Origin of the sequence: Mycobacterium sp. NPDC049093, assembly GCF_040704635.1 — a bacterium.
GTDB lineage: Bacteria > Actinomycetota > Actinomycetes > Mycobacteriales > Mycobacteriaceae > Mycobacterium.
This window is the reverse complement of the sequence record NZ_JBEZJS010000004.1, coordinates 131418-150824: the sequence shown is the minus strand read 5'-3', so window position 1 is coordinate 150824 and position 19407 is coordinate 131418. Positions and strand designations below refer to the sequence as shown.

Genomic DNA, 19407 nt, shown 5'->3' with positions numbered 1-19407 from the left:
ACACTACTGCGCCCGCCCGCGGGCCAGGTCGACCGCCAGCTCCTCCACCAGCGACTCGATCTCGGTGGGGTTCTTCAGGCGATCAGGCACCCAGGCCAGAGCGATCCGGGCCGGCGACCAGGTGCTCTCGTCGATCGGCACCAGCGTGAATTCCGGTGGCGAGAAGATCTTGCCGATCAGCGACTCGGGTGCGTAGGGCACCACCGCGACGAGGTGGCGGTTGAACACCTGCGCGGCCATCTCCAGTTCGCCGCCGAACTGGTTGGTGGTGCGCACGATGCGGGTCACCCCCCGGGCATTGAGCGCACGGGTCAGGCCGGCCAGCATGACAGGATTGGGTCGGGCGAAGTCGATGACCACATCGCGATCGCGGAGCTCCTCGATGGACACCAGGTCCCTGGTGGCCAGTGGATCGTCGAAACGGACCGCCACCGCGCCCTGGAAGGTGGCCACCACGCGGTACTGCAGCCGCTTGTCGGCGGTGGGTAGATGGATCAGACCGAGATCGAGATGACCGGACACCAACTTGGCGGTCACCTCGGCGGCCGACCCCGGAACGCTGAACTCGGTCGGTACCGGCAAGTTGGCGACGGCCGTCTGGACCTGCGCCACGAAATCCGATGGCGCATAGGCGGTGGCACCGACCCGGACGGTGGCGGCTCCTTCGGTGAGCCGGGTCGCGGTGGCCTTCAATTCCTCGACCTGGCGCAGGATTTCGCGCGCAGGGCCGAGCAGTTTGGCGCCCAGCGGCGTCAACCGGACCTCGTGGTAGTTGCGCTCGAAGAGCTGCCCGCCGAGTTCTGATTCCAGCAGCTTGATCTGCTTGCTCAGCGGGGGCGGCGTGATCATCAACCGGTCGGCGGCCCGCTTGAAGTGCAATTCCTCGGCGACCGCCACGAAGTACCTGAGTCTGGTGAAGTCCATGCGGTCTTTTCCGGCGTGAGGGCGAGGGGACCCACGAATCGTACGAGGGACACCCGATCAGTCGCCGGCAGGCGTGGTGTTCAGCCTGTTGGCACGGCGCTCTGCGGCACTTCGAGCACCCCGGTCTCGATCAGCTCGTCGATGTCGGCCTTGTCGAGGCCCAACAGTTCGACGGCGATGTCGCGGGTCTGCTCGCCGAGCAACGGCGCCTGGATCAGCGGTGGATCGGCGACGCGATCCGAATGGATCTGCACGTTCTCCATCGTGAACGGCTCCTCGGCGTGGGGGTGCAACTCCTCGCGGAAGGCGCGGCGCTGCACGTAATAGTCCCAGCCGGCGATGTCGTCGGCATGCAGCGCGGCGCCGGCAGGCACACCGGCCGACTGCAGCAGCTCCATCGCCTCGGTCGCCGGGCGCTGTGCGGTCCAGGACCGCACCGCCTCGTCGATGCGGCCACGGTGAGCGTCCCGGCCACTACGGGTGCCCAGTTGCGCGTCGGCGCCGAGGTCGGGACGACTGATCACCCCACACAGGGCGTGCCAATCAGCGTCATCGCGCACGGTGACCGCGAGCCAGGTGTCCTCGCCGGCAGCCGGGAACAGGCCCCACGGGGCATCGTGGACCGGTAGGGCCGAGGATTCGTGGCCGCGGCGCACCAGGACCTCCGCCGCGATCTCTCCCGCCAGATGGCTCAGCATCACCTCCGACTGCGCGACGCTGGCCGATCCACCGGTCCCGGTCCGTTCGCGGCGCAGCAGCAGCGCCAGCGCCCCGAGCGCGCCGATTCGGGCCGCCACGTGATCGGGGTAGACGGTGACGGTGTCGCAGAACGACTCTGGTTCATCCGGATACACCCACAGGTCGGTGAACCCGGCGGCTGCACGGACCAGCGGGCCGTAGCCCATTCGCTTGGCCCAAGGTCCGGTGGGCCCGAAGGCCGAACTGTCCACGACCACGATGCCGGGGTTCACGTCCCGCAACGTCTGGTAGTCCATTCCCAGCGTCTCGGCCACGCCCGGTTTGAAGTTGGTCAGCACGACGTCGGACATCGCGACCAGCTGGTGCGCCACTGCCCGGCCCCGCGGCGTCCGCAGATCGATGCCGATCGAACGTTTGTTGCGGTGGCCGGCGGCGTACGTCGGCGACATCGAGGTCAGGTTGCCCCGCAGGCCATCCGGGAACGCGGAGTTCTCGATCTTGATGACGTTGGCGCCGAGATCGCCGAAGAGTCGCCCGGTGTCGGACCCGACGACGATCACGCCGAGATCCAGCACCCGTACACCTTCCAGCGGAAGGCCTTCGTTGCGGCGGTCGCGGCCGGCGAGTAGCGGTGCCACATCGAGGTGGCGCGGGTGTCCGTCGGCCTCATGGTCGGACCGGGCCGGCGCCTTGGCCCGGTGCCCGTCGATCTCGACGACGCCGGCCGGCACGGGCGCAGGCATTCCCGGGGCCAGCTCCACCTCGTGGAAGTACCCGCGGCTCATGACCTGGTCGGTGCCGAGGGTTTCGGCCAGTGTCAGCACCGCCGCCGTCGGCACTCCGTGGCGCTGGCCGGCGACCTCCAGCTCGGCCCGGGTCTGCCCGGCGCAGAACCGGCCGACGCCGGCCAGCAGCTCGGGCGAGCTGAGCCGCACCTTGAGCCGGTCGAACGAAGGATCGGCGAACTCGTCGGGTCGGCCCATCCACTCGAACATGCCGTGCCACTGGCGTTTTGCCAAAAGGCAGATTCGCACGTGCCCGTCCTTGCACGCGATGATCGGGTATCGCAGTCGTTCGGCGTTCCAGTTGCGTCGTTGGCGGCTCAACGCCACTCCGGCCGAGGCCGTCCCCACTGTTCCGTGCGGAGGATCGAGGGTCTGCATGGCGCCGTCGAGAATCGAGAAATCGATGAGATCGCCTTCGCCCGTACGTAATCGGTCCAGATGCACGCTGACGGTCATCACCGCGGCCTGCGCTGCCGCCACGTGATAGGGCAGCTGCGCCGCCGGCGGCACCAGGGGCTCCCGCCCCGGGATACCCGAGCGGGACAGCTCGCTGGTCAGCGCGTGCAGCACCGGGGTCGTGGCGTGCCAACCGCGATAGCTGGTATCGCGGCCGAAATCGCTGATGGACAGGATCACCAGGCCCGGGTGTTCGGCGTGAATATTGCGCGCCGCCAAGGCTTTCTCGGCCGAAGAGTCCGGACAGGTGTCCTCGATCAGGATGTCGGCCCCGGCCAACAGGTGAACCCAGCGACGGCGGTCGTCGGGGATCGAGAGATCGATGACGACGGTGCTCAGGCCGTACCGGTTGATCGCGGCGCCCACCGATTCGGGATCGACCCCGCCACCTGCGGCGAGGCGATCGTCGGGTGCCTCGGTGACACCGGGGATGTGCACCTGGGTCACCGAGGCGCCGAGGTCGGCCAGCAGGCGGCCGACCGCCGTCATCGGGCCGCGGGACAGGTCGAGGATGCGCACCCCGGCCAGCGGCGGGTCGTAGTCGTCGGGGTTGGTCACCGCTCAGCTCCGGCGGGCCTGGCGGAACGGGATGTCCCGATCGACCTCGGGTTCCTTGGCCAGGCCGAGTACGCGCTCACCGATGATGTTGCGCTGGACCTGGTCGGTGCCGCCGCCGATCGAGGTGAAGAACGCGTTGAGGGTCAGGAAGTTGATGTCGTCGGCCTCGGGGTTCTCGGGACCGGCCAAAAGTGCTTCGGCGCCGATGATCTCGGTCTTGAGGCGCGCCTCGGCGTGCAGGATGTTCGACATGGCCAGCTTCCCGAGCGACATGATGGAGCTGGAAGTACCTTGGGCCGCAGCGGCCTTGGCGCGGGCGTTGTTGAGCGAGTTGAGTTCGCGCAACGCCAGTACGTCGGCCAGTTCCTTGCGGACTGCCGGATCCTCCAGGCGGCCATGGTCGCGGGCCAGGCCGATGAGGTCGTCGGCCCGGGTGCGGTTGCGTGAGCCGCGCCCGCCGTCGCCCATGATCGACCGCTCGTAGGCCAGTGCGGTCTGCAGCACCCGCCATCCGTTGCCTTCCCCGCCGAGCAGGTAGGCTTCGGACACCCGCGCGTCGGTGATGAAGACCTCGTTGAAGTGCGATTCGCCGGTGATCTGGACCAGCGGACGCACCTCGATACCCGGCTGTCGCATCGGAATCATGAAGAAGCTCAAGCCTTTGTGCTTGGGCACATCCCAGTCGGTGCGGGCGATCAGCAGCGCGTACTCGGACGTGGTGGCACCCGAGGTCCACACCTTCTGGCCGTTGACCACCCACTCGTCGCCGTCGCGGACCGCGGTGGTGCGCACGGCGGCCAGATCGGATCCGGCCCCGGGCTCGCTGTAGAGCAGGCAGGTGCGGGCCCGCTCGGTCAGGAACTCACGCACCAGGTCGTTCTTGAGCCGATCGGTGCCGAACTTGAGCGCAGTGTTGGCCGGGATGCTGTATTTGTCCTGGCGCGCACCGGGTGCCTTGACCGCCCGGAACTCCTGCTCGATCACCGCCGCCAGTGCGTTCGGGTACGCCCGCCCGAACCATTCGGTGGGGTAGGTCGGCACCGCGTAGCCCGCGTCGAGCACCTTCTCCAGCCAGGCCACCCGCTCGGGGGAGCTGACCCACGGATTCGTGGATTTCGGTAACCCTGACCAGTTCTGGGCGAGCCAGTCGCGCACCTCGGTGCGCAGTTGATCGGCGCCGGGTAGTTCGTTGGCGGTCATCGTCAGGCGCCTTTCGACGAGAGGTAGCGCTCGCGGTGCAGGCCCGAGCCGCCGAGCAGGTGCAGGCCGGTACGGGCCCGGCGCAGGAACAGGTGGGCCGGGTGCTCCCAGGTGAACGCGATGCCGCCGTGCATCTGGATCGCCGACAGGGCGGTCGTATGGTAGGCCTCGGCGCAGGTGAATCCGGCCAGACCGATTGCACCACTGACTTTTTCGCTATCAGCGGCAAGTTCGGTTGCGGCATGCTGGGCGGCCGAGGTGGCCGATTCCACCTGAACCAGCAAGTCAGCCGCCATGTGCTTGAGGGCCTGGAAGCTGCCGATGGGACGGCCGAACTGGATCCGGGTCTTGAGATAGTCCACGGTGATGTCGAAGATCCGCCTGGTCCCGCCCACCTGTTCACCCGCCAGAGCGACCAATCCGAGGTCGAGGGCGCGCTGCACCGCGTCCCAGCCGGCGGTGCCGATGCGACGGGCCGGGGCGGTGTCGAAGGTGTAGGTCGACAACGGGACGGTCGCGTCGAAAACCGTTGCGGCCGTGCGCTCGAAACCGTCCGCGTCGGGTGCGATCTGGAAGACGCCGAAGTCTCCGTTGACGCGGGCCACCACCAGGATCACGTCGGCGACCTGCCCGTGCATGACGTAGTGAGCATTGCCGGTCAGCGTGTGGTCGGTGCCTTCCGGGCCATCGGTGGCCGAAGCGGCGCGAACCGCGACGCCCTCCGGCGCCCAGGTTCCCCGGGAGCCGGTCACCGCGACGGTGCCCACCGACGTGCCCTCGACCAGGGCAGGCAGTAGGCGTTGCTTGTCGGCGTCGGAACCTGCCGCGTCGATCAGGGCTGACGCCAGCACCGCGCTGGACAGGAACGGTGCCGGTAGCAGCGCGGCACCGGTCGCCTCCGCGACGGCCTCGAGTTCGAGGGCGCTCAGGCCGACGCCGCCGTACTCGGTGTCGACCAGCAGGCCGGTCACCCCCTGGGCGGCGAGCTTGCGCCACAACTCGCGGTCGAACCCGTCGTCGCTGTCCATCACCCTTCGTACGTCCTGCTCGGTGCATTCGTCGTGCAGCAACGCGGAGACCGCGGCGGCCAGTTCTGCCCGCTCGGCCACACTGATCGTCATGGGCTCCAGCCTTCCTTGTCGGGTCCATGCAATCCGGCGGGGCTCGTGATGTAAATCACGGATTCGGACACCGGTACGTTTCCAATTGCGACATGCCGACGGCGAAGCCGGGTCGGAGGGTTCAGATGACCGCGATCTCGGCGGTTACTGCGCCGGTGGCCCGAATCAGGTCGGCCGGAGCCAGCGCGATGTCCCAACCCCGCCTGCCCGCGCTGCACAGCACCTTGTCGAACGCCAGTGCCCTGGCGTCGACGACGGTGGGCAGCGCCTTGCGCTGGCCCAGCGGGGAGATGCCGCCGACCACGTATCCGCTGGAGCGCTGGGCTGCCGCCGGGTCGGCCATCTCGGCCTTCGGAACCCCCAGCGCCGCCGCCGCGGCCTTCAGCGACAACTTGCTCGGCACCGGTAGCACGGCCACGGCCAGGCCCTTCGGCAAGGCGATGACCAGCGTCTTGAACACCTGCTCGGCGGCGAAGCCGTCCGCCGCCAGTTCCGCGACCGCCTCCGCCCCGAACGACTCGTTGCGGGAATCGTGGTGGTACTGCACGACCTGGTGGTCGATGCCCGCCGCCACCAGAGCTGCGATCGCGGGTGTCGCTGCACGTGCCACGGCGCTCAGCGTAGCCGGGCACGCGCGGGACCAACGTGCGGGAACACAGTGGCCCCTGCATGCTGTTATTGCTCTCGACACCTGCTCAGCGCTACTTGTCGGTAGCACGCTCTAGGATCTGTAAGGAGGATTCTGGTGCCAACCGTTTGCCTGGAACGGACGCCGGATACCCAGTGGTATTCCGGACCCCTTGGTGGCGCCGTGACAGAAGGGAAGGTGTTTCCCACGATGACTGACGTCGAGCAGGCCGAGCCTGACACGCCGCAGCCGACTGAAACCGATGCCGAGCTGACCGCACGGTTCGAACGCGATGCCATCCCGCTGCTGGACCAGCTCTACGGCGGCGCCCTGCGCATGACCCGCAACCCCGCCGACGCCGAGGACCTGCTGCAGGAAACCATGGTCAAGGCATACGCCGGCTTCCGGTCGTTCCGTGAGGGCACCAACCTCAAGGCGTGGCTCTACCGCATCCTGACCAACACCTACATCAACAGCTACCGCAAGAAGCAGCGCCAACCTGCCGAGTACCCGACCGACGAGATCACCGACTGGCAGCTGGCTGCCAACGCCGAGCACTCCTCGACCGGTTTGCGGTCGGCGGAGGTCGAAGCACTGGAGTCGCTGCCCGACACCGAGATCAAGGCAGCGCTGCAGGCGCTGCCCGAGGAATTCCGGATGGCGGTGTATTACGCCGACGTCGAGGGCTTCCCCTACAAGGAGATCGCCGAGATCATGGATACTCCCATCGGGACCGTGATGTCCCGCCTGCACCGCGGCCGCAAGCAGCTACGTGACCTGCTGGCCGATGTGGCCAGGGATCGCGGCTTCATCCGAGGTCAGCAGCTTGGTGAGCCGGAGGAGGTGTCCTCATGAGCGGGGACCGTGAGTCGAATCGCGAGGACGAGCGCTGGAGCCCGCCGGTGGGACCCGTCGACCCCGAACATCCGGAGTGCGCCGCGGTGATCGCCGAGGTATGGACGTTGCTCGACGGCGAGTGCACGGCCGAAAGCCGTGACAAGCTCAAGCACCATCTCGAAGAATGCCCGGCGTGCCTACGTCACTACGGGGTCGAGGAGCGCGTCAAGAAGCTCATCGCGGCCAAGTGCAGCGGTGAAAAGGCTCCTGAGGGGCTGCGGGAACGGCTGCGGATCCAGATCAGCCAGACCACCATCATCCGGGGCTGACCAGGCGCTGAGCCTGTGTGGCCCGACGACAAACCGCCCGATCTCCGAAGGGAGTCGGGCGGTCACAGTCTGCCGAAGCGGCTAGCGCACTGACTTCGAACCGGCGTTGGGGCGCTTGCCGTGGTTCGCCTTCGAGTGCTTGCGGTCCCGCTTCTTGCGGCCACGCTTGGCCATGATGATCCTCCAGATGGTGTAAGAACTTGCTCCCTAGTGTCTCATGCCCCGGGGGCGGCGCTGTCCACCCGGGGTTGTGGTTCGATATAGGCCGCAGAAGTAGTCGGGTTAGCGCCGGAGTGAAGTGGGGTGAAGATGGCCGAGGACGTTCGCGCCGAAATCGTGGCCAGTGTGCTGGAGGTCGTGGTTCACGAGGGCGATCAGATCGGTGCGGGGGACACCCTGGTGCTGCTCGAGTCGATGAAGATGGAGATCCCGGTCCTCGCTGAGGTCGCGGGCACCGTTACCAAGGTCAGCGTCGCCGAGGGCGACGTGATCCAGGCCGGCGATCTCATCGCGGTGATCGACTGACTCGGTTCGTTTCCCTGTTCCCGGTGGACGTTGGCTGATGTCCACTCTCGGTGACCTGCTCGCCGAACACACGATGCTGCCCGGCAGCGCCGTGGACCACCTGCATGCGGTGGTCGGGGAGTGGCAGCTGCTGGCCGACCTGTCGTTCGCCGACTATCTGATGTGGGTTCGCCGCGACGACGGCGTGCTGGTGTGCGTCGCGCAGGTGCGGCCCAATACCGCCCCCACCGTCTTGCTGGCCGACTCGGTCGGCACGCTGGCTGCGGCCGCAGACCTCCCCGTCGTCACCACGGCGTTCGAGTCGGGTGCGATCGGACGGGGAAACGGTGGCACACAACGACATTCGCCGGATCTCCCCGGTCTGAACGTGGAAGCCGTGCCCGTGCGGCATCGCGATCACGTGGTCGCGGTGTTGACCCACCAGACCGCGCTGGCCGCCCGTCGGATGGCCAGCCCGCTGGAGGGCGCCTACCTGGACTGTGCGAGCGATCTGCTGCACATGCTGTCCGAGGGCACCTTCCCGAACGTCGGCGATCTGGCCATGTCGCGTTCCAGCCCGCGGGTGGGCGACGGTTTCATCCGCCTCGACAAGGTCGGCGATGTGGTGTTCGCCAGTCCCAACGCCATCTCGGCCTATCACCGCATGGGCCTGGCGTCCGAGCTCGACGGGCACAATCTGGTCACCGTCACCCGGCCGTTGATCTCCGACCCGTTCGAGGCCCAGGAACTGGCCAACCACGTCCGCGACTCCCTGGCCGGAGGCTCCAGCATGCGCATGGAGGTCGACGCCGGCGGTGCGGCGGTACTGTTGCGGACCCTGCCGTTGGTCGTGCATGGCGCCGCGGTCGGAGCCGCCGTCCTGATCCGCGACGTCACCGAGGTCAAACGGCGCGACCGTGCGCTGCTGAGCAAGGACGCCACCATCCGCGAGATCCATCACCGGGTGAAGAACAACCTGCAGACCGTGGCGGCCCTGTTGCGACTGCAGGCACGCCGGACCAACAACCTGGAGGCCCGCGAGGCGCTGATCGAATCGGTGCGACGGGTGTCGTCGATCGCACTGGTACACGACGCGTTGTCGATGTCGGTCGACGAGGAGGTCAACCTCGACGAGGTGATCGACCGGATCCTGCCGATCATGAACGACGTTGCCTCGGTGGACACCCCGATCCGGATCAACCGCGACGGCGCCCTCGGCGTGCTCGACGCCGACCGCGCGACGGCCTTGATCATGGTGATCACCGAATTGGTGCAGAACGCCATCGAGCATGCCTTCGACGCCGACACGCCCCAGGGTTGCGTGACCATCCGGGCCGAGCGCTCCGCCCGCTGGCTCGACGTCGTGGTGCACGACGACGGGCGTGGCGTGCCCGACGGGTTCAGCCTGGAGAAGTCCGACCGGCTGGGCCTGCAGATCGTGCGAACGCTGGTCACCGCGGAATTGGACGGCTCGCTGGGTATGCACGATGTCCCGTCGGGGGGGACCGATGTAGTGCTGCGGGTGCCGATCGGCAGGCGCAGTCGCGGCATCCAGTGAGCCCGGCCGCGGGCCACAGGGCGTTCACAGTGGGACGCCAGTACCACTGAAGCAATTACTCAGTTGCGTCAATAGAAGGTGTGATGACAATTACGCAATTTGCTGTAGCGAATTGTCCAAAAAATAAGCTATGGCCCCGACATTGTCGGGGCCATAGCTTGCGTCGTGATCTGAACCGAAAGGTCAGACTCCGGTGCGGGCTTTGGTGCGGGCGTTGCGACGCTTGAGCGCACGACGCTCGTCCTCGCTCATCCCGCCCCACACGCCGGCGTCCTGGCCGGAGTCCAAGGCCCAGGTGAGGCACTCAGTGGTTACAGGGCAACGGTTGCAGACCAGCTTCGCGTCGGCGATCTGAGCAAGCGCCGGGCCACTGTTTCCCACGGGGAAGAACAGCTCCGGATCTTCGTCGCGACAGACGGCCTTGTGGCGCCAATCCATAAGATCAAACTCCTCGTTAGACATGTCATGTGTGCGCGGCAAAGCGCACCAGATTTTCTTCGGCTGTTAACGCGTGCACACGAATGTTTCTGCACTGTTGCATTGATGCTTTCACAGGCTGAACAGATGTCAATAGCATTGAGTTAACACGTGGGCAATGTCACTGGGTGGGGCGGTGACCAGAACCCTCACTCCTGTGTACTACACTCTGGATCTAGCTGCGCCCTAATTCCACCCTAGGCGGTGTGTTTGCGCAGGTCAATCACTTTTATTCGTCGGTGCGACGACGCTGAGCGCCTCGGGAACCGACGTGAACGTCATGGTTTCGCGCGTGCCGATGTAATCTCCGTCAATCTGGCAGGCGGCAGGCGTGTTGCTCGTCACGGTGACCGATGAGACGTTGTCGTCGCGGATCAGGTGCTTGGCCTCGAGGCGGGGCTTGCGGGCCACCATCTGCCGGACCAGACGCAGATTCGACCAGATGTTCATGCTCGTGGTGGCGAACACTCCCAAGCCGGTGTCGAACGTGGTTTCGGGGTTCGTCCACACCGGGCGGCTGTTCGCATACGTCCAGGGGCTGGAGTTCGACACGAACGCGAAGTGCACCCCGGCAATCGGGTCGGCGCCCGGCAGATGCAGCGTCAACGTCGGTTCCCGGCGTGCGGTCGTCAGGAACTCCCGCACAGCCACCCGGATGTAGCGGGATGCGGTGACCTTGCGTCCCTTCGCACGCTGGGCCTCCACCGCCGCCACCACGTCGCCGTCCACGCCCATCCCGGCGGTGAACACGCCCCAGCGCTCGCCGCAGTCCATCAGGCCGATGCGGCGCCACGGGCGTCCCATCCGGTAGCCGCCGAGGAGGTCGACGAGTTGGTTGGTGGCCTCGATGGGATCGGGGCTGATGCCCAGCGCCCGGGCGAAGACGTTGGCCGAACCGCCGGGCACGACGGCGACCGCGGGCGCCAGGGCGGCGTCGGGACGGGTTCCACAGTCGCCGAGCAGGCCGTTGACGACTTCGTTGACCGTGCCGTCTCCACCGTGCACGATCAGCACGTCCACACCGTCACGTGCGGCATCGCGGGCGATCTCGATGGCGTGACCTCGATGATTGGTGTGTTCGACGGTCAGCGTCACCCGACTTTCCAGCGCGTGGGCGAGCAGGTCACGCCCGGCCGGGGTGGTCGAGGTCGCGTTCGGATTGACGATCAGCACGGCACGCACGGGGCATGAGCCTAACCGGGCAAGGTGTACGGCAGTTATTCGTGAATCTGTCCATCCAGGTAGCGCCACCGGCCGCCGACCCGCTCGAAACGGCTCCGTTCATGCAGGATGTGCCGGCTGCCGTCGTGGACGTACTGGGCGCGGAACTCGACCACGCCTTCGGTGTCGTCTTCGCCTCCCGACTTTGTGTCGACGATCTGCAACCGCCGCCACACGATGTCCCCGTCGAGGGACAGGTCGGCGGGGCGGGTGTCGGGATGCCAGGAGGTCAACAGGTAGTCGACGTCGCCGACGGCGAACGCGCTGAACCGGGACCGCATCAGGGCAACGGCCGTGGGGGCCTGCTGCGTACCGGTGTGCAGCGGCCCGCAGCAGTCGGCGTAGGCCAGGCCGGTGCCGCACGGGCAGGGTTGGTCGGTCACGTAGGCAAGTATTCCGGGCGGTCCTGGGCGCCGAGATCGACGTGAGGGCTGTGTTTTCTGCCCGCTCACGACCCTGACGTCGATCTGGACGTCGAAAACCACGCGGGCGTCGGTACCGTACAGGACGTGACCGCACGCCGATTACTGCTCGTCAACGGACCGAATCTCAACATGCTGGGCACCCGGCAGCCCGAGATCTACGGCTCCACCACGCTGGCCCAGATCGAGCAGCGGGTGGCCGACCTGGCGGCCGAGTTCGGCTTCGAGGTCCGCGCCGTGCAGAGCAACCACGAGGGTGCGCTCGTCGACGCCATTCAGGCGGCCCGGCAGGACTGCGTCGGCATCATCATCAATCCGGCGGCCTACAGCCACACCTCGGTGGCGATCCGCGATGCGCTCAGCGCCGCCGAACTGCCGGTGGTCGAGGTTCACCTGAGCAACATCCACACTCGCGAGGCGTTCCGGCATCACTCGTACGTCTCGGCAGTCGCCGAGGTCGTCATCGCCGGCGCGGGTCCGGCCGGCTACGAATACGCGGTGCGGTACCTGGCGGAGCGGGAGTCGTGATCCAGCCTCCCGCCATCCGGTACGCAGGTTTTCTGACCGCGGCCGAAGGGATCGCCGCGCTGGTCATGGCGGTCGTGCTGCTGGTGCGGGCGCTGGGCGGTGCAGATCAGCACATCGTCAGCGGGTACGGCACAGCGATCTGGTTCCTGCTGATCGGTGGTGGGGTGCTCGCGGGTGGCTGGGCGCTGATCGCCGCGCGGTATTGGGGCCGGGGGATCGCGGTGTTGGCCAACCTGCTGTTGCTGCCGGTGGCCTGGTACGTGATCACCTCGCACCACGTGGTGTACGGCGTGCTGGTCGGGCTGCTCGCCCTGATCACCCTGGGTCTGCTGTTCAGCCCCTCCTCGGTGGACTGGATCGCCCGACGCGATTAGCCGCGCTGCTCGGCGGCCAGTGCTGAAAGCTCTGGTCCCGATACTCGGTAGGTGGTCCACTCGGTCTGCGGCTTGCCGCCCACGGCGTCATACAGTGCGATGGCGTTGACGTTCCAGTTCAGCACCGCCCAGGTCATCCGGGTGTAGCCCTGTTCGACGCATTCGGCGGCCAAGGTGGACAACAGCTTTCGGGCCAGTCCGCGGCGCCGGAAGGCCGGACGCACGTAGAGGTCCTCCAGATAGAGGCCGGCGACGCCGTCCCAGGTGGAGAAGTTCAGGAACCACACCGCCGTCGCGGCCACCTGCCCGTCGACCTCCAGCATGTGCGCATAGGCCACCGGTCGGTCACCGAAAAGTGCTGTGTGCATCTGCGTTTCGGTGACGGTGCACTCATCGGCGGCGCGTTCGAACTCGGCCAACTCGCGGATCATCGCGGTGATCTCGACCTCGTCGCCGGGTCGCGCCCGGCGGATCAACTCGCTCATGTCGCCCCTAGTCCAGTCAGGATGGTTCTGAATTTCGTGGTGGTCTCGTCGACTTCGTCGTCGGGATCGGATTCGGCGACGATACCGCCGCCGGCGCTGGCCAGGGCCGTGCATCGATCCGCGGACAGCACCGCACACCGGATCGACACCACCCAGCGCCCGTCGCCGCTGCTGTCGCACCAGCCCACGGCGCCCGCGTAGAACCCGCGATCGCCCTCCAGTTCGCCGATCAGTGCGGCGGCGCGGTCGGTCGGCACCCCGCCGACCGCGGGGGTGGGGTGCAGTGCGAGTGCCAGATCGATTGCGGTGGTGTCTTTTTCGCGAAGACGGCCCACCACGGGGGTGCTCAGGTGCCACAGTGCGTCGGTGCCGTGCAGCTGTGGTTCCTCGGCGATCTGCAGCTCGACGCACAAGGGCTCGAGCGCCCGACGCATCATGTCGACCACCAGTTGGTGCTCGTGGCGGTTCTTCGCCGAAGCCGCCAGCGCGGTCGCGTTGGCGGCGTCCACGGCAGGATCGGCCGAGCGTGGTGCCGACCCGGCGAAGGGCTGGCAGATCACCGTCTCGCCCTCGCGCGCCACCAACAGTTCGGGGCTCGCGCCCACCAGGGCCGTGCCGGCATTCGCGCCGCCCGCCGGAGACAGATCGGCCAGGTAGACGGTGGCGGCGGGGTCGGCGTCGGCCAGTCGGCGTAACACGGTCCGGACGTCCCATGCGGAATCCGTGGACAGGCGCAGCGAGCGGGCCAGCACCACCTTGTCGATCGGGATCTGCGGATCCTGCAGCCGCCGGATCGCCTCGGCCACCCGCTCGCGGTGCACCGATCCCGGTGGCAGGGTTTCGCGCTCCACCACCGTCGGGGACGGATTCACGGGCCAGTCCGGGAGCACATCGGTGAACCGGACCGCATCGGGTTCGTACAACGCGGCCGGTGTGGCCGGATCGAATGGCAACGCGCCCAGCACTATTGGCGTACCCGACCGCAGCGCGGCCTGGGCGTCGGCGATATAGGCGAATCCGGTGCGCACCCCCTCGGCCAGGACGGCGCCCTTCGGCCCGGCCAACACGAACGACGGGTTCACTGCGACAGGCACGGGTTGGGGTGACCGGTCAGCCCGAGCGCGGTGATCTGACGCACACCGTGCTCGAATCCGCAGACTGCCAGCGATGCCGGCACCATCGACAGCCGGATCCCTTCGGACACCGGCAGTTCCGCCCAGCGGGTCAACATCGCCCGGGAGAAATGCCCGTGCCCGACGAACACCACGTCTCGGGTGGCCAGATGATCCAGCGCCGTGCCGATCGCGCGGTCGGCACGGGCGGAAACCTGATCGACGCTCTCGCCGCCGGGACAGCCATGTGTCCACACCAGCCAGTCGGGCACGCTTTCGCGGATCTGAGGTGTGGTCAGTCCCTCATAGTCGCCGTAATCCCATTCGGACAGCTCGGGGTCGATCTCGTCGACATGCAGTCCGGCCAGTTCGGCGGTGTCCAGCGCGCGGCGCCGCGGGCTGCTGATCACCAGTGGCTCGGTCAGCTGCAACTCGGCGAGTGCCGGGCGGGCCAGCACGGCCTGCTCCCGTCCGGTTTCGGTCAAATTCTGCTCGGTGCGGCCGGTGTGCCTGCCGGTAGCCGACCATTCGGTCTCGCCGTGGCGAAGCAGGATCAGGCGGTGCAGGCGGTCGCTCACACCGGCGATTCTGCCGCACGTTCCGGCAATGCCGCCGGGAGCGTGCTTGGATGAAGGTGTGACGCGAGTATTAGCGGTCGCCAATCAAAAGGGTGGGGTAGCCAAGACGACGACGGTGGCGTCGCTGGGTGCGGCGATGTCCGAGCAGGGTCGGCGGGTGCTGCTGGTCGATCTGGATCCGCAAGGCTGTCTGACGTTTTCATTGGGCCACGACCCGGACAAGCTGCCGGTGTCGGTACACGAGGTATTGCTCGGCGACGTCGAGCCGGGGGCGGCGCTGGTCGAGACGGCCGAGGGGATGACGCTGCTGCCGGCCAACATCGATCTGGCTGGATCCGAAGCAATGCTGCTGATGCGGGCCGGGCGGGAGTATGCGCTCAAACGGGCCTTGGCCAAGGTTTCCGACGATTTCGACGTGGTGATCATCGACTGCCCGCCATCTCTGGGCGTGTTGACGCTCAACGGTCTGACGGCCGCGAACGAGGTGATCGTGCCGTTGCAGTGCGAGACCCTGGCCCACCGCGGCGTGGGCCAGTTCCTGCGCACGATCTCCGACGTACAGCAGATCACCAACCCCGAGCTGGCACTGCTCGGCGCGCTGCCGACGCTCTACGATTCGCGCACCACGCACAGCCGTGACGTGCTGCTGGATGTCGCTGACCGGTACGAACTGCCCGTACTGGCTCCGCCGATTCCGCGCACCGTGCGGTTCGCCGAGGCCAGCGCATCGGGATCCTCGGTGCTGGCCGGCCGCAAGAGCAAGGGCGGGCTGGCCTATCGTGAGCTGGCCCAGGCCCTGCTCAAACACTGGAAGTCCGGCAAGAAGCTGCCGACCTTCGCACCTGAGGTGGTGTAGGGAGCAGTCCCATGGACAGACCAGGTTGCCCAGGCGCGCACGGCGAGGTTGCTCCGCGGAGCACGCATGCCTGTCGCGGGGATCGCCCTATTCCGACCGGAGGTACCGGTCAGCAACGGGCGGCTCGGTGAACAGTGCCTTTTCCGGTGGCAGGGGGTCGCCGGAGCGACGAGAGGACGAACTCCATGGCTTCGGTGCTACGGTCCGCGACGGCCACCGACCAGGGCCCGGTGCGGGAGAGCAACCAGGATTCGCTGCTCGCCGACGGCATTCTGTACGCGGTGGCCGACGGTTTCGGACCCGAAGGTGACCACGCCAGCCGGATCGCGGTGGAGGCGCTCGCCGCAGGCTTCACCGCCGCGCCCGACCGCGACGGCCTGATCGGGGCGGTCCAGCAGGCCAATGAACAGGTTTTCGCGCATGTCAGCGCGTCGGGTACCAGTTCGGGTGCCACGCTGACCGTGGTGGCGTTCTTCGGCGACGAGCAGGGCGGGCCGCTGGCCATCAACATCGGGGATTCGCCGCTCAACCTGATCCGCGAGGGCGCGATGAGTCAGCTGACCAACGATCACAGTGTTTCCGGAGAGCTGGTGCGGGCCGGTGAGATCACCCGTGAAGAGGCCCGCTTCCACCCGCACCGGCATCTGCTGACCCGGGCGCTCGGTATCGGCCCCGCCATCCGGCCCGATCTGTTCGATCTGGAGTGTCGTCCGGGAGACCGGCTGTTGATCAGCAGTGACGGATTGTTCGCCGGTGCGGATGATGCCGACATCGTCGACGCCGCCGCAGAGGACGACCCCGAGGTCGTTGCGCAGCGGCTGGTCCAGGTCGCCAACGACGCCGGCGGCAGCGACAACACCACGGTGATCGTGATCGATATCGGCTGAGCCGGACGTCCGGTTCAGTTCGCGCCGAGGGCCACCAGTTGCGTGCCGCGCTGTTCGAGCACGGTGTCACCGGCCGCCACCGGCACCACCGGCGACACGCTGGGGCTACGCGGCAGTGCGATGTGCCGCTGGCCGGCTCCGGTCTCCTGGTCGAAGACGTCGTAACCGTCGCTGACCGGAACCAATAACCGACCGGCCATCACCGTGGCGGGCCCGACCGGAAGATGCGGCCCCGACGGGCTGACGGTGAACTTGTACTGAAGGCCGGACCCTCCGTTGGTGCTGAACACCAGAACCGAGTCGCCGGTCCACCAGGTGATCAGATCCCCGGCTCGGGTGGTCGTCGACTGCGGCGCCGCAGGCTTGGCCAGCGGCAGGCTGGCAAGCGTCTTTCCGGTCTCGTCGATGACGTTGACCATCGGCCTCGGTGTGGGCAGATACACCGCGGTCGTGGTGCCGGACACCGCGATCACCTTGGCCCCGGACTCGTCGGTGATGTCCTGCAGTTCGACGTAGCGCACTTCGGGAGTGTCTTCTTCGTCGGCTGGGCGCAGCAGCGTCAGCCGGATGAACTTGCTCTTCGGGCACGATTCCAGCACCGACACGGCCGAGGAATTCGCTGCTGCCGACAGCTGGCGGCATACCGGTGATGCCGGCACGTCGGGCTTGATGCGGGCGTCCAGCGCACCATAGGACAGCATCCGGACCATGTCCGAGCGCCACAGCTCAAGTCGACTGTCCCCGGCCGAGAGCACCGTGGAGCCGTCGGACGTCAGCTGAACTTCGGGGTCGGCGTAGGCGGTGCGGGCAGGCCCGCGCCTGCCGGTCTTGCCGTCGACGGTGCTGACCTGTCCGCAGCCGCGGACATCGGGATACACCGCGACCGCGTACTGGTACACCGCCGTCACACCGCACAGTTCGAGGTCGCGGGCGTAGCTCCACAGCACGGCGCCACTGGCGGGGTCACGGCCTTCGACGGTGGAACCCTCGGCGGTCACCACCGATCCGCCGGCGAGCACGGGTTCGGTGGTCCGAGGGCTGTCGGCGGTCCACAACTGCTGCAGCCCGGCCGGTACCTCGTGGGCCGGCGTCAGGTAGGGAACGGGCGCTGCAGCCGGTCTGCTGATGGTGGCCCGGGCGTCACTCGTCCACCAGATCAGGCCGGCCGCCAGCGCGACGATCGCGACGATTGCCGCCGCGGCGGCCATGTCGCCGCGGGTGCGGCGTTCGGGTTTGACCACTGACCGGTCTTGTCTGGCGTGCGCCGGTCAGCCGGCCGTGGCGGTCTCGGTCTTCCGGGGGCGGCGCCGACGTCGACGTCGTCCGGCGGACGATGCATCGCCGGCGGTGTCCTCCGAGTCGGTGACCGGTGCGGAATCGGTGCTCTCGGCTGCCGGGGCGGCGCCTTCGGGGTGACCGGAGGCCGCCTCGCCGCCGCGGGTACGCCGACGGTTGCGGGTCCGGGTCTTGGCCGGCCGGCCCTCGGAGTCGGCCGAGGAGATGCGCTTCTCGTCGGGGCTGCGCTTGGCCTTGGCCTTGGCCTTGACGGGCTCGCCGATGGTGCCCGTGGCGTCGGTCGGGATGCCCAGCTCTTCGTAGATATGCGGTGAGCTGGAATAGGTCTCTGCCGGATCGGGGCAGTTCAGGCCCAGCGCCTTGTCGATCGTTTCCCACCGGCCCAGTTCGTCCCAGTCGACCAGGGTGATGGCGACACCGGTCTTGCCGGCGCGGCCGGTGCGTCCGATGCGGTGCACGTAGGCCTGCTCGTCCTCGGGGCACTGGTAGTTGATGACGTGTGTGACGTCGTCGATGTCAATACCCCGTGCCGCGACGTCGGTCGCGACCAGCACGTCGACGGCGCCGCTGCGGAACGACTTGAGTGCCTTCTCGCGGGCACCCTGGCCGAGATCGCCGTGCACGGCGTCGACCTTGAATCCACGCTCGGCGAGCTCGTCGGACACCTTCTGTGCGGTGCGCTTGGTGCGGGTGAAGATCATCGTGGCGCCGCGGCCCTCGGCCTGCAGGATCCGGCTCACCAGCTCGGACTTGTCCAGAGCGTGGGCCCGATAGGCGAACTGCTCGGTGGTGTCGTGGGTGGCCGCCGAGTGCGGGGCCTCGGCCCGGATGTGAGTCGGCTGGTTCATGAACGTGCGGGCCAGCGTGATGATCGGGTCGGGCATGGTGGCCGAGAACAGCATCGACTGACGATCGTCCGGGGTCAGCCGCAGGATGCGCTCGATGTCGGGCAGGAAGCCCAGGTCCAGCATCTCGTCGGCTTCGTCGAGCACGAGCACGGACAGTCCGCCGAGCTGGAGGTGCCCCTGCTGGGCCAGGTCGAGCAGGCGGCCCGGGGTGCCGACGACGACGTCGACGCCCTTGCGCAGCGCTTCGATCTGGGGCTCGTAGGGACGGCCGCCGTAGATCGAGGTCACGGAGAATTTGCGATCGCCCGTGGTGACGTACTTGGCCGCTCCGGCGAGGTCGCCATAGACCTGAATGCAGAGCTCACGGGTGGGCACGACGATCAGGGCACGGGGGGTGCCGTTGAGCGGGCGGGTCTCGTCGGTGGAGATGCGATGCAGCAGCGGGACACCGAAGGCGTAGGTCTTGCCCATACCGGTGCGGGCCTGACCGATCAGATCGTCGCCGGCAAGCGCGAGCGGGAGGGTCAGTTCCTGGATGGCAAAGGGGTGTTCGATACCGGTCTCACGGAGGGCGCGGACGATTTCGTCGCGGACGCCGAGCTCGGCAAACGTTTTATTTACATGAGTCATGGTTGGAAGAGGTGGCCTTTCACTGTCAAACCTCACGGGCATCCAGCGCACACGGAGTTTTGACGATGAAACAACGGTCGGGTTCACCGGATAC

The 19407-nt window shown here is 67.5% G+C and carries 22 protein-coding genes; 8 read left to right on the top strand and 14 right to left on the bottom strand.

Annotated features, from left to right (window positions below; translation table 11 throughout):
* Positions 1-3: 3 nt before the first annotated feature.
* The 5 genes from AB0876_RS16255 to AB0876_RS16235 all read right to left on the bottom strand — a co-directional run bounded on the left by AB0876_RS16255 (position 4) and on the right by AB0876_RS16235 (position 6353).
* On the bottom strand, positions 4-924 hold the full coding sequence (locus AB0876_RS16255) for a LysR family transcriptional regulator (protein ID WP_491838260.1): 921 nt from the start codon (positions 922-924) through the stop codon (positions 4-6).
* Between the two features lie 80 nt (positions 925-1004).
* Complete coding sequence (locus tag AB0876_RS16250; protein ID WP_526042413.1) at positions 1005-3422, bottom strand: CaiB/BaiF CoA-transferase family protein; 2418 nt, start codon at positions 3420-3422, stop codon at positions 1005-1007.
* A gap of 3 nt (positions 3423-3425) precedes the next feature.
* Positions 3426-4622, bottom strand: a complete 1197-nt coding sequence (locus AB0876_RS16245) for an acyl-CoA dehydrogenase family protein (RefSeq protein ID WP_491838262.1) — start codon at positions 4620-4622, stop codon at positions 3426-3428.
* Between the two features lie 2 nt (positions 4623-4624).
* Positions 4625-5743 carry an acyl-CoA dehydrogenase family protein gene (locus AB0876_RS16240; RefSeq protein ID WP_491838263.1) on the bottom strand — a complete coding sequence of 373 codons (1119 nt, stop codon included), beginning with the start codon at positions 5741-5743 and terminating at the stop codon, positions 4625-4627.
* Between the two features lie 121 nt (positions 5744-5864).
* The gene (locus AB0876_RS16235) at positions 5865-6353 is read right to left on the bottom strand and encodes an aminoacyl-tRNA deacylase (RefSeq protein WP_526042412.1); all 489 of its coding nucleotides are present in this window, start codon (positions 6351-6353) and stop codon (positions 5865-5867) included.
* Between the two features lie 228 nt (positions 6354-6581).
* Between AB0876_RS16235 and AB0876_RS16230 the strand changes: the two genes are divergently transcribed.
* Entirely contained in the window at positions 6582-7226 is a 645-nt protein-coding gene (locus AB0876_RS16230) for a sigma-70 family RNA polymerase sigma factor (RefSeq protein WP_055112066.1), read from the top strand.
* Entirely contained in the window at positions 7223-7537 is a 315-nt protein-coding gene (rsrA, locus tag AB0876_RS16225; protein WP_055112068.1) for a mycothiol system anti-sigma-R factor, read from the top strand. The genes AB0876_RS16230 and rsrA overlap by 4 nt, the downstream gene beginning before the upstream one ends.
* A gap of 81 nt (positions 7538-7618) precedes the next feature.
* On the opposite strand, the gene AB0876_RS16220 is transcribed toward rsrA, so the two are convergent.
* Positions 7619-7711, bottom strand: a complete 93-nt coding sequence (locus AB0876_RS16220) for a 50S ribosomal protein bL37 (RefSeq protein ID WP_003882799.1) — start codon at positions 7709-7711, stop codon at positions 7619-7621.
* Between the two features lie 135 nt (positions 7712-7846).
* On the opposite strand from AB0876_RS16220, the gene AB0876_RS16215 reads away from it, so the two are divergent.
* The gene (locus AB0876_RS16215; protein WP_328816164.1) at positions 7847-8062 is read left to right on the top strand and encodes a biotin/lipoyl-binding carrier protein; all 216 of its coding nucleotides are present in this window, start codon (positions 7847-7849) and stop codon (positions 8060-8062) included.
* Between the two features lie 37 nt (positions 8063-8099).
* On the top strand, positions 8100-9599 hold the full coding sequence (gene pdtaS, locus AB0876_RS16210) for a two-component system sensor histidine kinase PdtaS (RefSeq protein ID WP_526042411.1): 1500 nt from the start codon (positions 8100-8102) through the stop codon (positions 9597-9599).
* A 183-nt stretch (positions 9600-9782) separates the two neighbouring features.
* On the opposite strand, the gene whiB1 is transcribed toward pdtaS, so the two are convergent.
* The 3 genes from whiB1 to AB0876_RS16195 all read right to left on the bottom strand — a co-directional run bounded on the left by whiB1 (position 9783) and on the right by AB0876_RS16195 (position 11680).
* Positions 9783-10037, bottom strand: a complete 255-nt coding sequence (gene whiB1 / locus AB0876_RS16205) for a transcriptional regulator WhiB1 (RefSeq protein ID WP_003882795.1) — start codon at positions 10035-10037, stop codon at positions 9783-9785.
* 258 nt (positions 10038-10295) lie between these two features.
* On the bottom strand, positions 10296-11258 hold the full coding sequence (locus AB0876_RS16200) for a diacylglycerol/lipid kinase family protein (protein ID WP_526042410.1): 963 nt from the start codon (positions 11256-11258) through the stop codon (positions 10296-10298).
* A gap of 35 nt (positions 11259-11293) precedes the next feature.
* The gene (locus AB0876_RS16195; protein WP_526042409.1) at positions 11294-11680 is read right to left on the bottom strand and encodes a YchJ family metal-binding protein; all 387 of its coding nucleotides are present in this window, start codon (positions 11678-11680) and stop codon (positions 11294-11296) included.
* 126 nt (positions 11681-11806) lie between these two features.
* Here AB0876_RS16195 and aroQ point away from each other — a divergent pair, with 126 nt between their 5' ends.
* Positions 11807-12247: a type II 3-dehydroquinate dehydratase gene (aroQ, locus tag AB0876_RS16190; RefSeq protein WP_491838268.1), complete on the top strand. Its 441-nt coding sequence runs from the start codon at positions 11807-11809 to the stop codon at positions 12245-12247.
* Positions 12244-12621: a hypothetical protein gene (locus AB0876_RS16185; protein WP_491838269.1), complete on the top strand. Its 378-nt coding sequence runs from the start codon at positions 12244-12246 to the stop codon at positions 12619-12621. The genes aroQ and AB0876_RS16185 overlap by 4 nt, the downstream gene beginning before the upstream one ends.
* On the opposite strand, the gene AB0876_RS16180 is transcribed toward AB0876_RS16185, so the two are convergent.
* The 3 genes from AB0876_RS16180 to AB0876_RS16170 are packed head-to-tail and all read right to left on the bottom strand — an operon-like array spanning position 12618 to position 14796.
* Entirely contained in the window at positions 12618-13106 is a 489-nt protein-coding gene (locus AB0876_RS16180; protein ID WP_491838270.1) for a GNAT family N-acetyltransferase, read from the bottom strand. The genes AB0876_RS16185 and AB0876_RS16180 overlap by 4 nt on opposite strands.
* Positions 13103-14200 carry an isochorismate synthase gene (locus tag AB0876_RS16175; RefSeq protein ID WP_526042408.1) on the bottom strand — a complete coding sequence of 366 codons (1098 nt, stop codon included), beginning with the start codon at positions 14198-14200 and terminating at the stop codon, positions 13103-13105. Before AB0876_RS16175 ends, AB0876_RS16180 begins: the two co-directional genes overlap by 4 nt.
* Positions 14185-14796 carry an acid phosphatase gene (locus AB0876_RS16170; RefSeq protein WP_526042407.1) on the bottom strand — a complete coding sequence of 204 codons (612 nt, stop codon included), beginning with the start codon at positions 14794-14796 and terminating at the stop codon, positions 14185-14187. Before AB0876_RS16170 ends, AB0876_RS16175 begins: the two co-directional genes overlap by 16 nt.
* 28 nt (positions 14797-14824) lie before the next feature.
* On the opposite strand from AB0876_RS16170, the gene AB0876_RS16165 reads away from it, so the two are divergent.
* Both AB0876_RS16165 and AB0876_RS16160 read left to right on the top strand, forming a co-directional pair.
* Positions 14825-15652 (top strand): ParA family protein, encoded by an 828-nt coding sequence (locus tag AB0876_RS16165; RefSeq protein ID WP_055112086.1) that lies wholly within the window; start codon positions 14825-14827, stop codon positions 15650-15652.
* Between the two features lie 185 nt (positions 15653-15837).
* Positions 15838-16539 carry a PP2C family protein-serine/threonine phosphatase gene (locus AB0876_RS16160; protein WP_491838273.1) on the top strand — a complete coding sequence of 234 codons (702 nt, stop codon included), beginning with the start codon at positions 15838-15840 and terminating at the stop codon, positions 16537-16539.
* Positions 16540-16553: 14 nt separating this feature from the next.
* Here AB0876_RS16160 and AB0876_RS16155 read toward each other — a convergent pair whose 3' ends face one another.
* Together AB0876_RS16155 and AB0876_RS16150 are read right to left on the bottom strand one after the other, a co-directional pair.
* Positions 16554-17780: an Rv3212 family protein gene (locus tag AB0876_RS16155; protein WP_491838274.1), complete on the bottom strand. Its 1227-nt coding sequence runs from the start codon at positions 17778-17780 to the stop codon at positions 16554-16556.
* Positions 17781-17807: 27 nt separating this feature from the next.
* Positions 17808-19313, bottom strand: a complete 1506-nt coding sequence (locus tag AB0876_RS16150) for a DEAD/DEAH box helicase (RefSeq protein ID WP_526042406.1) — start codon at positions 19311-19313, stop codon at positions 17808-17810.
* Positions 19314-19407 lie beyond the last annotated feature (94 nt).

Excerpts from the sequence above, each read along its gene's own strand:
- AB0876_RS16255 (WP_491838260.1), bottom strand. The coding sequence starts at position 924 with ATGGACTTCACCAGACTCAGGTACTTCGTGGCGGTCGCCGAGGAATTG.
- AB0876_RS16245 (WP_491838262.1), bottom strand. The coding sequence starts at position 4,622 with ATGACCGCCAACGAACTACCCGGCGCCGATCAACTGCGCACCGAGGTG.
- AB0876_RS16240 (WP_491838263.1), bottom strand. The coding sequence starts at position 5,743 with ATGACGATCAGTGTGGCCGAGCGGGCAGAACTGGCCGCCGCGGTCTCC.
- AB0876_RS16230 (WP_055112066.1), top strand. The coding sequence starts at position 6,582 with ATGACTGACGTCGAGCAGGCCGAGCCTGACACGCCGCAGCCGACTGAA.
- rsrA (WP_055112068.1), top strand. The coding sequence starts at position 7,223 with ATGAGCGGGGACCGTGAGTCGAATCGCGAGGACGAGCGCTGGAGCCCG.
- AB0876_RS16220 (WP_003882799.1), bottom strand. The coding sequence starts at position 7,711 with ATGGCCAAGCGTGGCCGCAAGAAGCGGGACCGCAAGCACTCGAAGGCG.
- AB0876_RS16215 (WP_328816164.1), top strand. The coding sequence starts at position 7,847 with ATGGCCGAGGACGTTCGCGCCGAAATCGTGGCCAGTGTGCTGGAGGTC.
- pdtaS (WP_526042411.1), top strand. The coding sequence starts at position 8,100 with ATGTCCACTCTCGGTGACCTGCTCGCCGAACACACGATGCTGCCCGGC.
- whiB1 (WP_003882795.1), bottom strand. The coding sequence starts at position 10,037 with ATGGATTGGCGCCACAAGGCCGTCTGTCGCGACGAAGATCCGGAGCTG.
- AB0876_RS16180 (WP_491838270.1), bottom strand. The coding sequence starts at position 13,106 with ATGAGCGAGTTGATCCGCCGGGCGCGACCCGGCGACGAGGTCGAGATC.
- AB0876_RS16165 (WP_055112086.1), top strand. The coding sequence starts at position 14,825 with ATGCCGCCGGGAGCGTGCTTGGATGAAGGTGTGACGCGAGTATTAGCG.
- AB0876_RS16160 (WP_491838273.1), top strand. The coding sequence starts at position 15,838 with ATGGCTTCGGTGCTACGGTCCGCGACGGCCACCGACCAGGGCCCGGTG.
- AB0876_RS16150 (WP_526042406.1), bottom strand. The coding sequence starts at position 19,313 with ATGACTCATGTAAATAAAACGTTTGCCGAGCTCGGCGTCCGCGACGAA.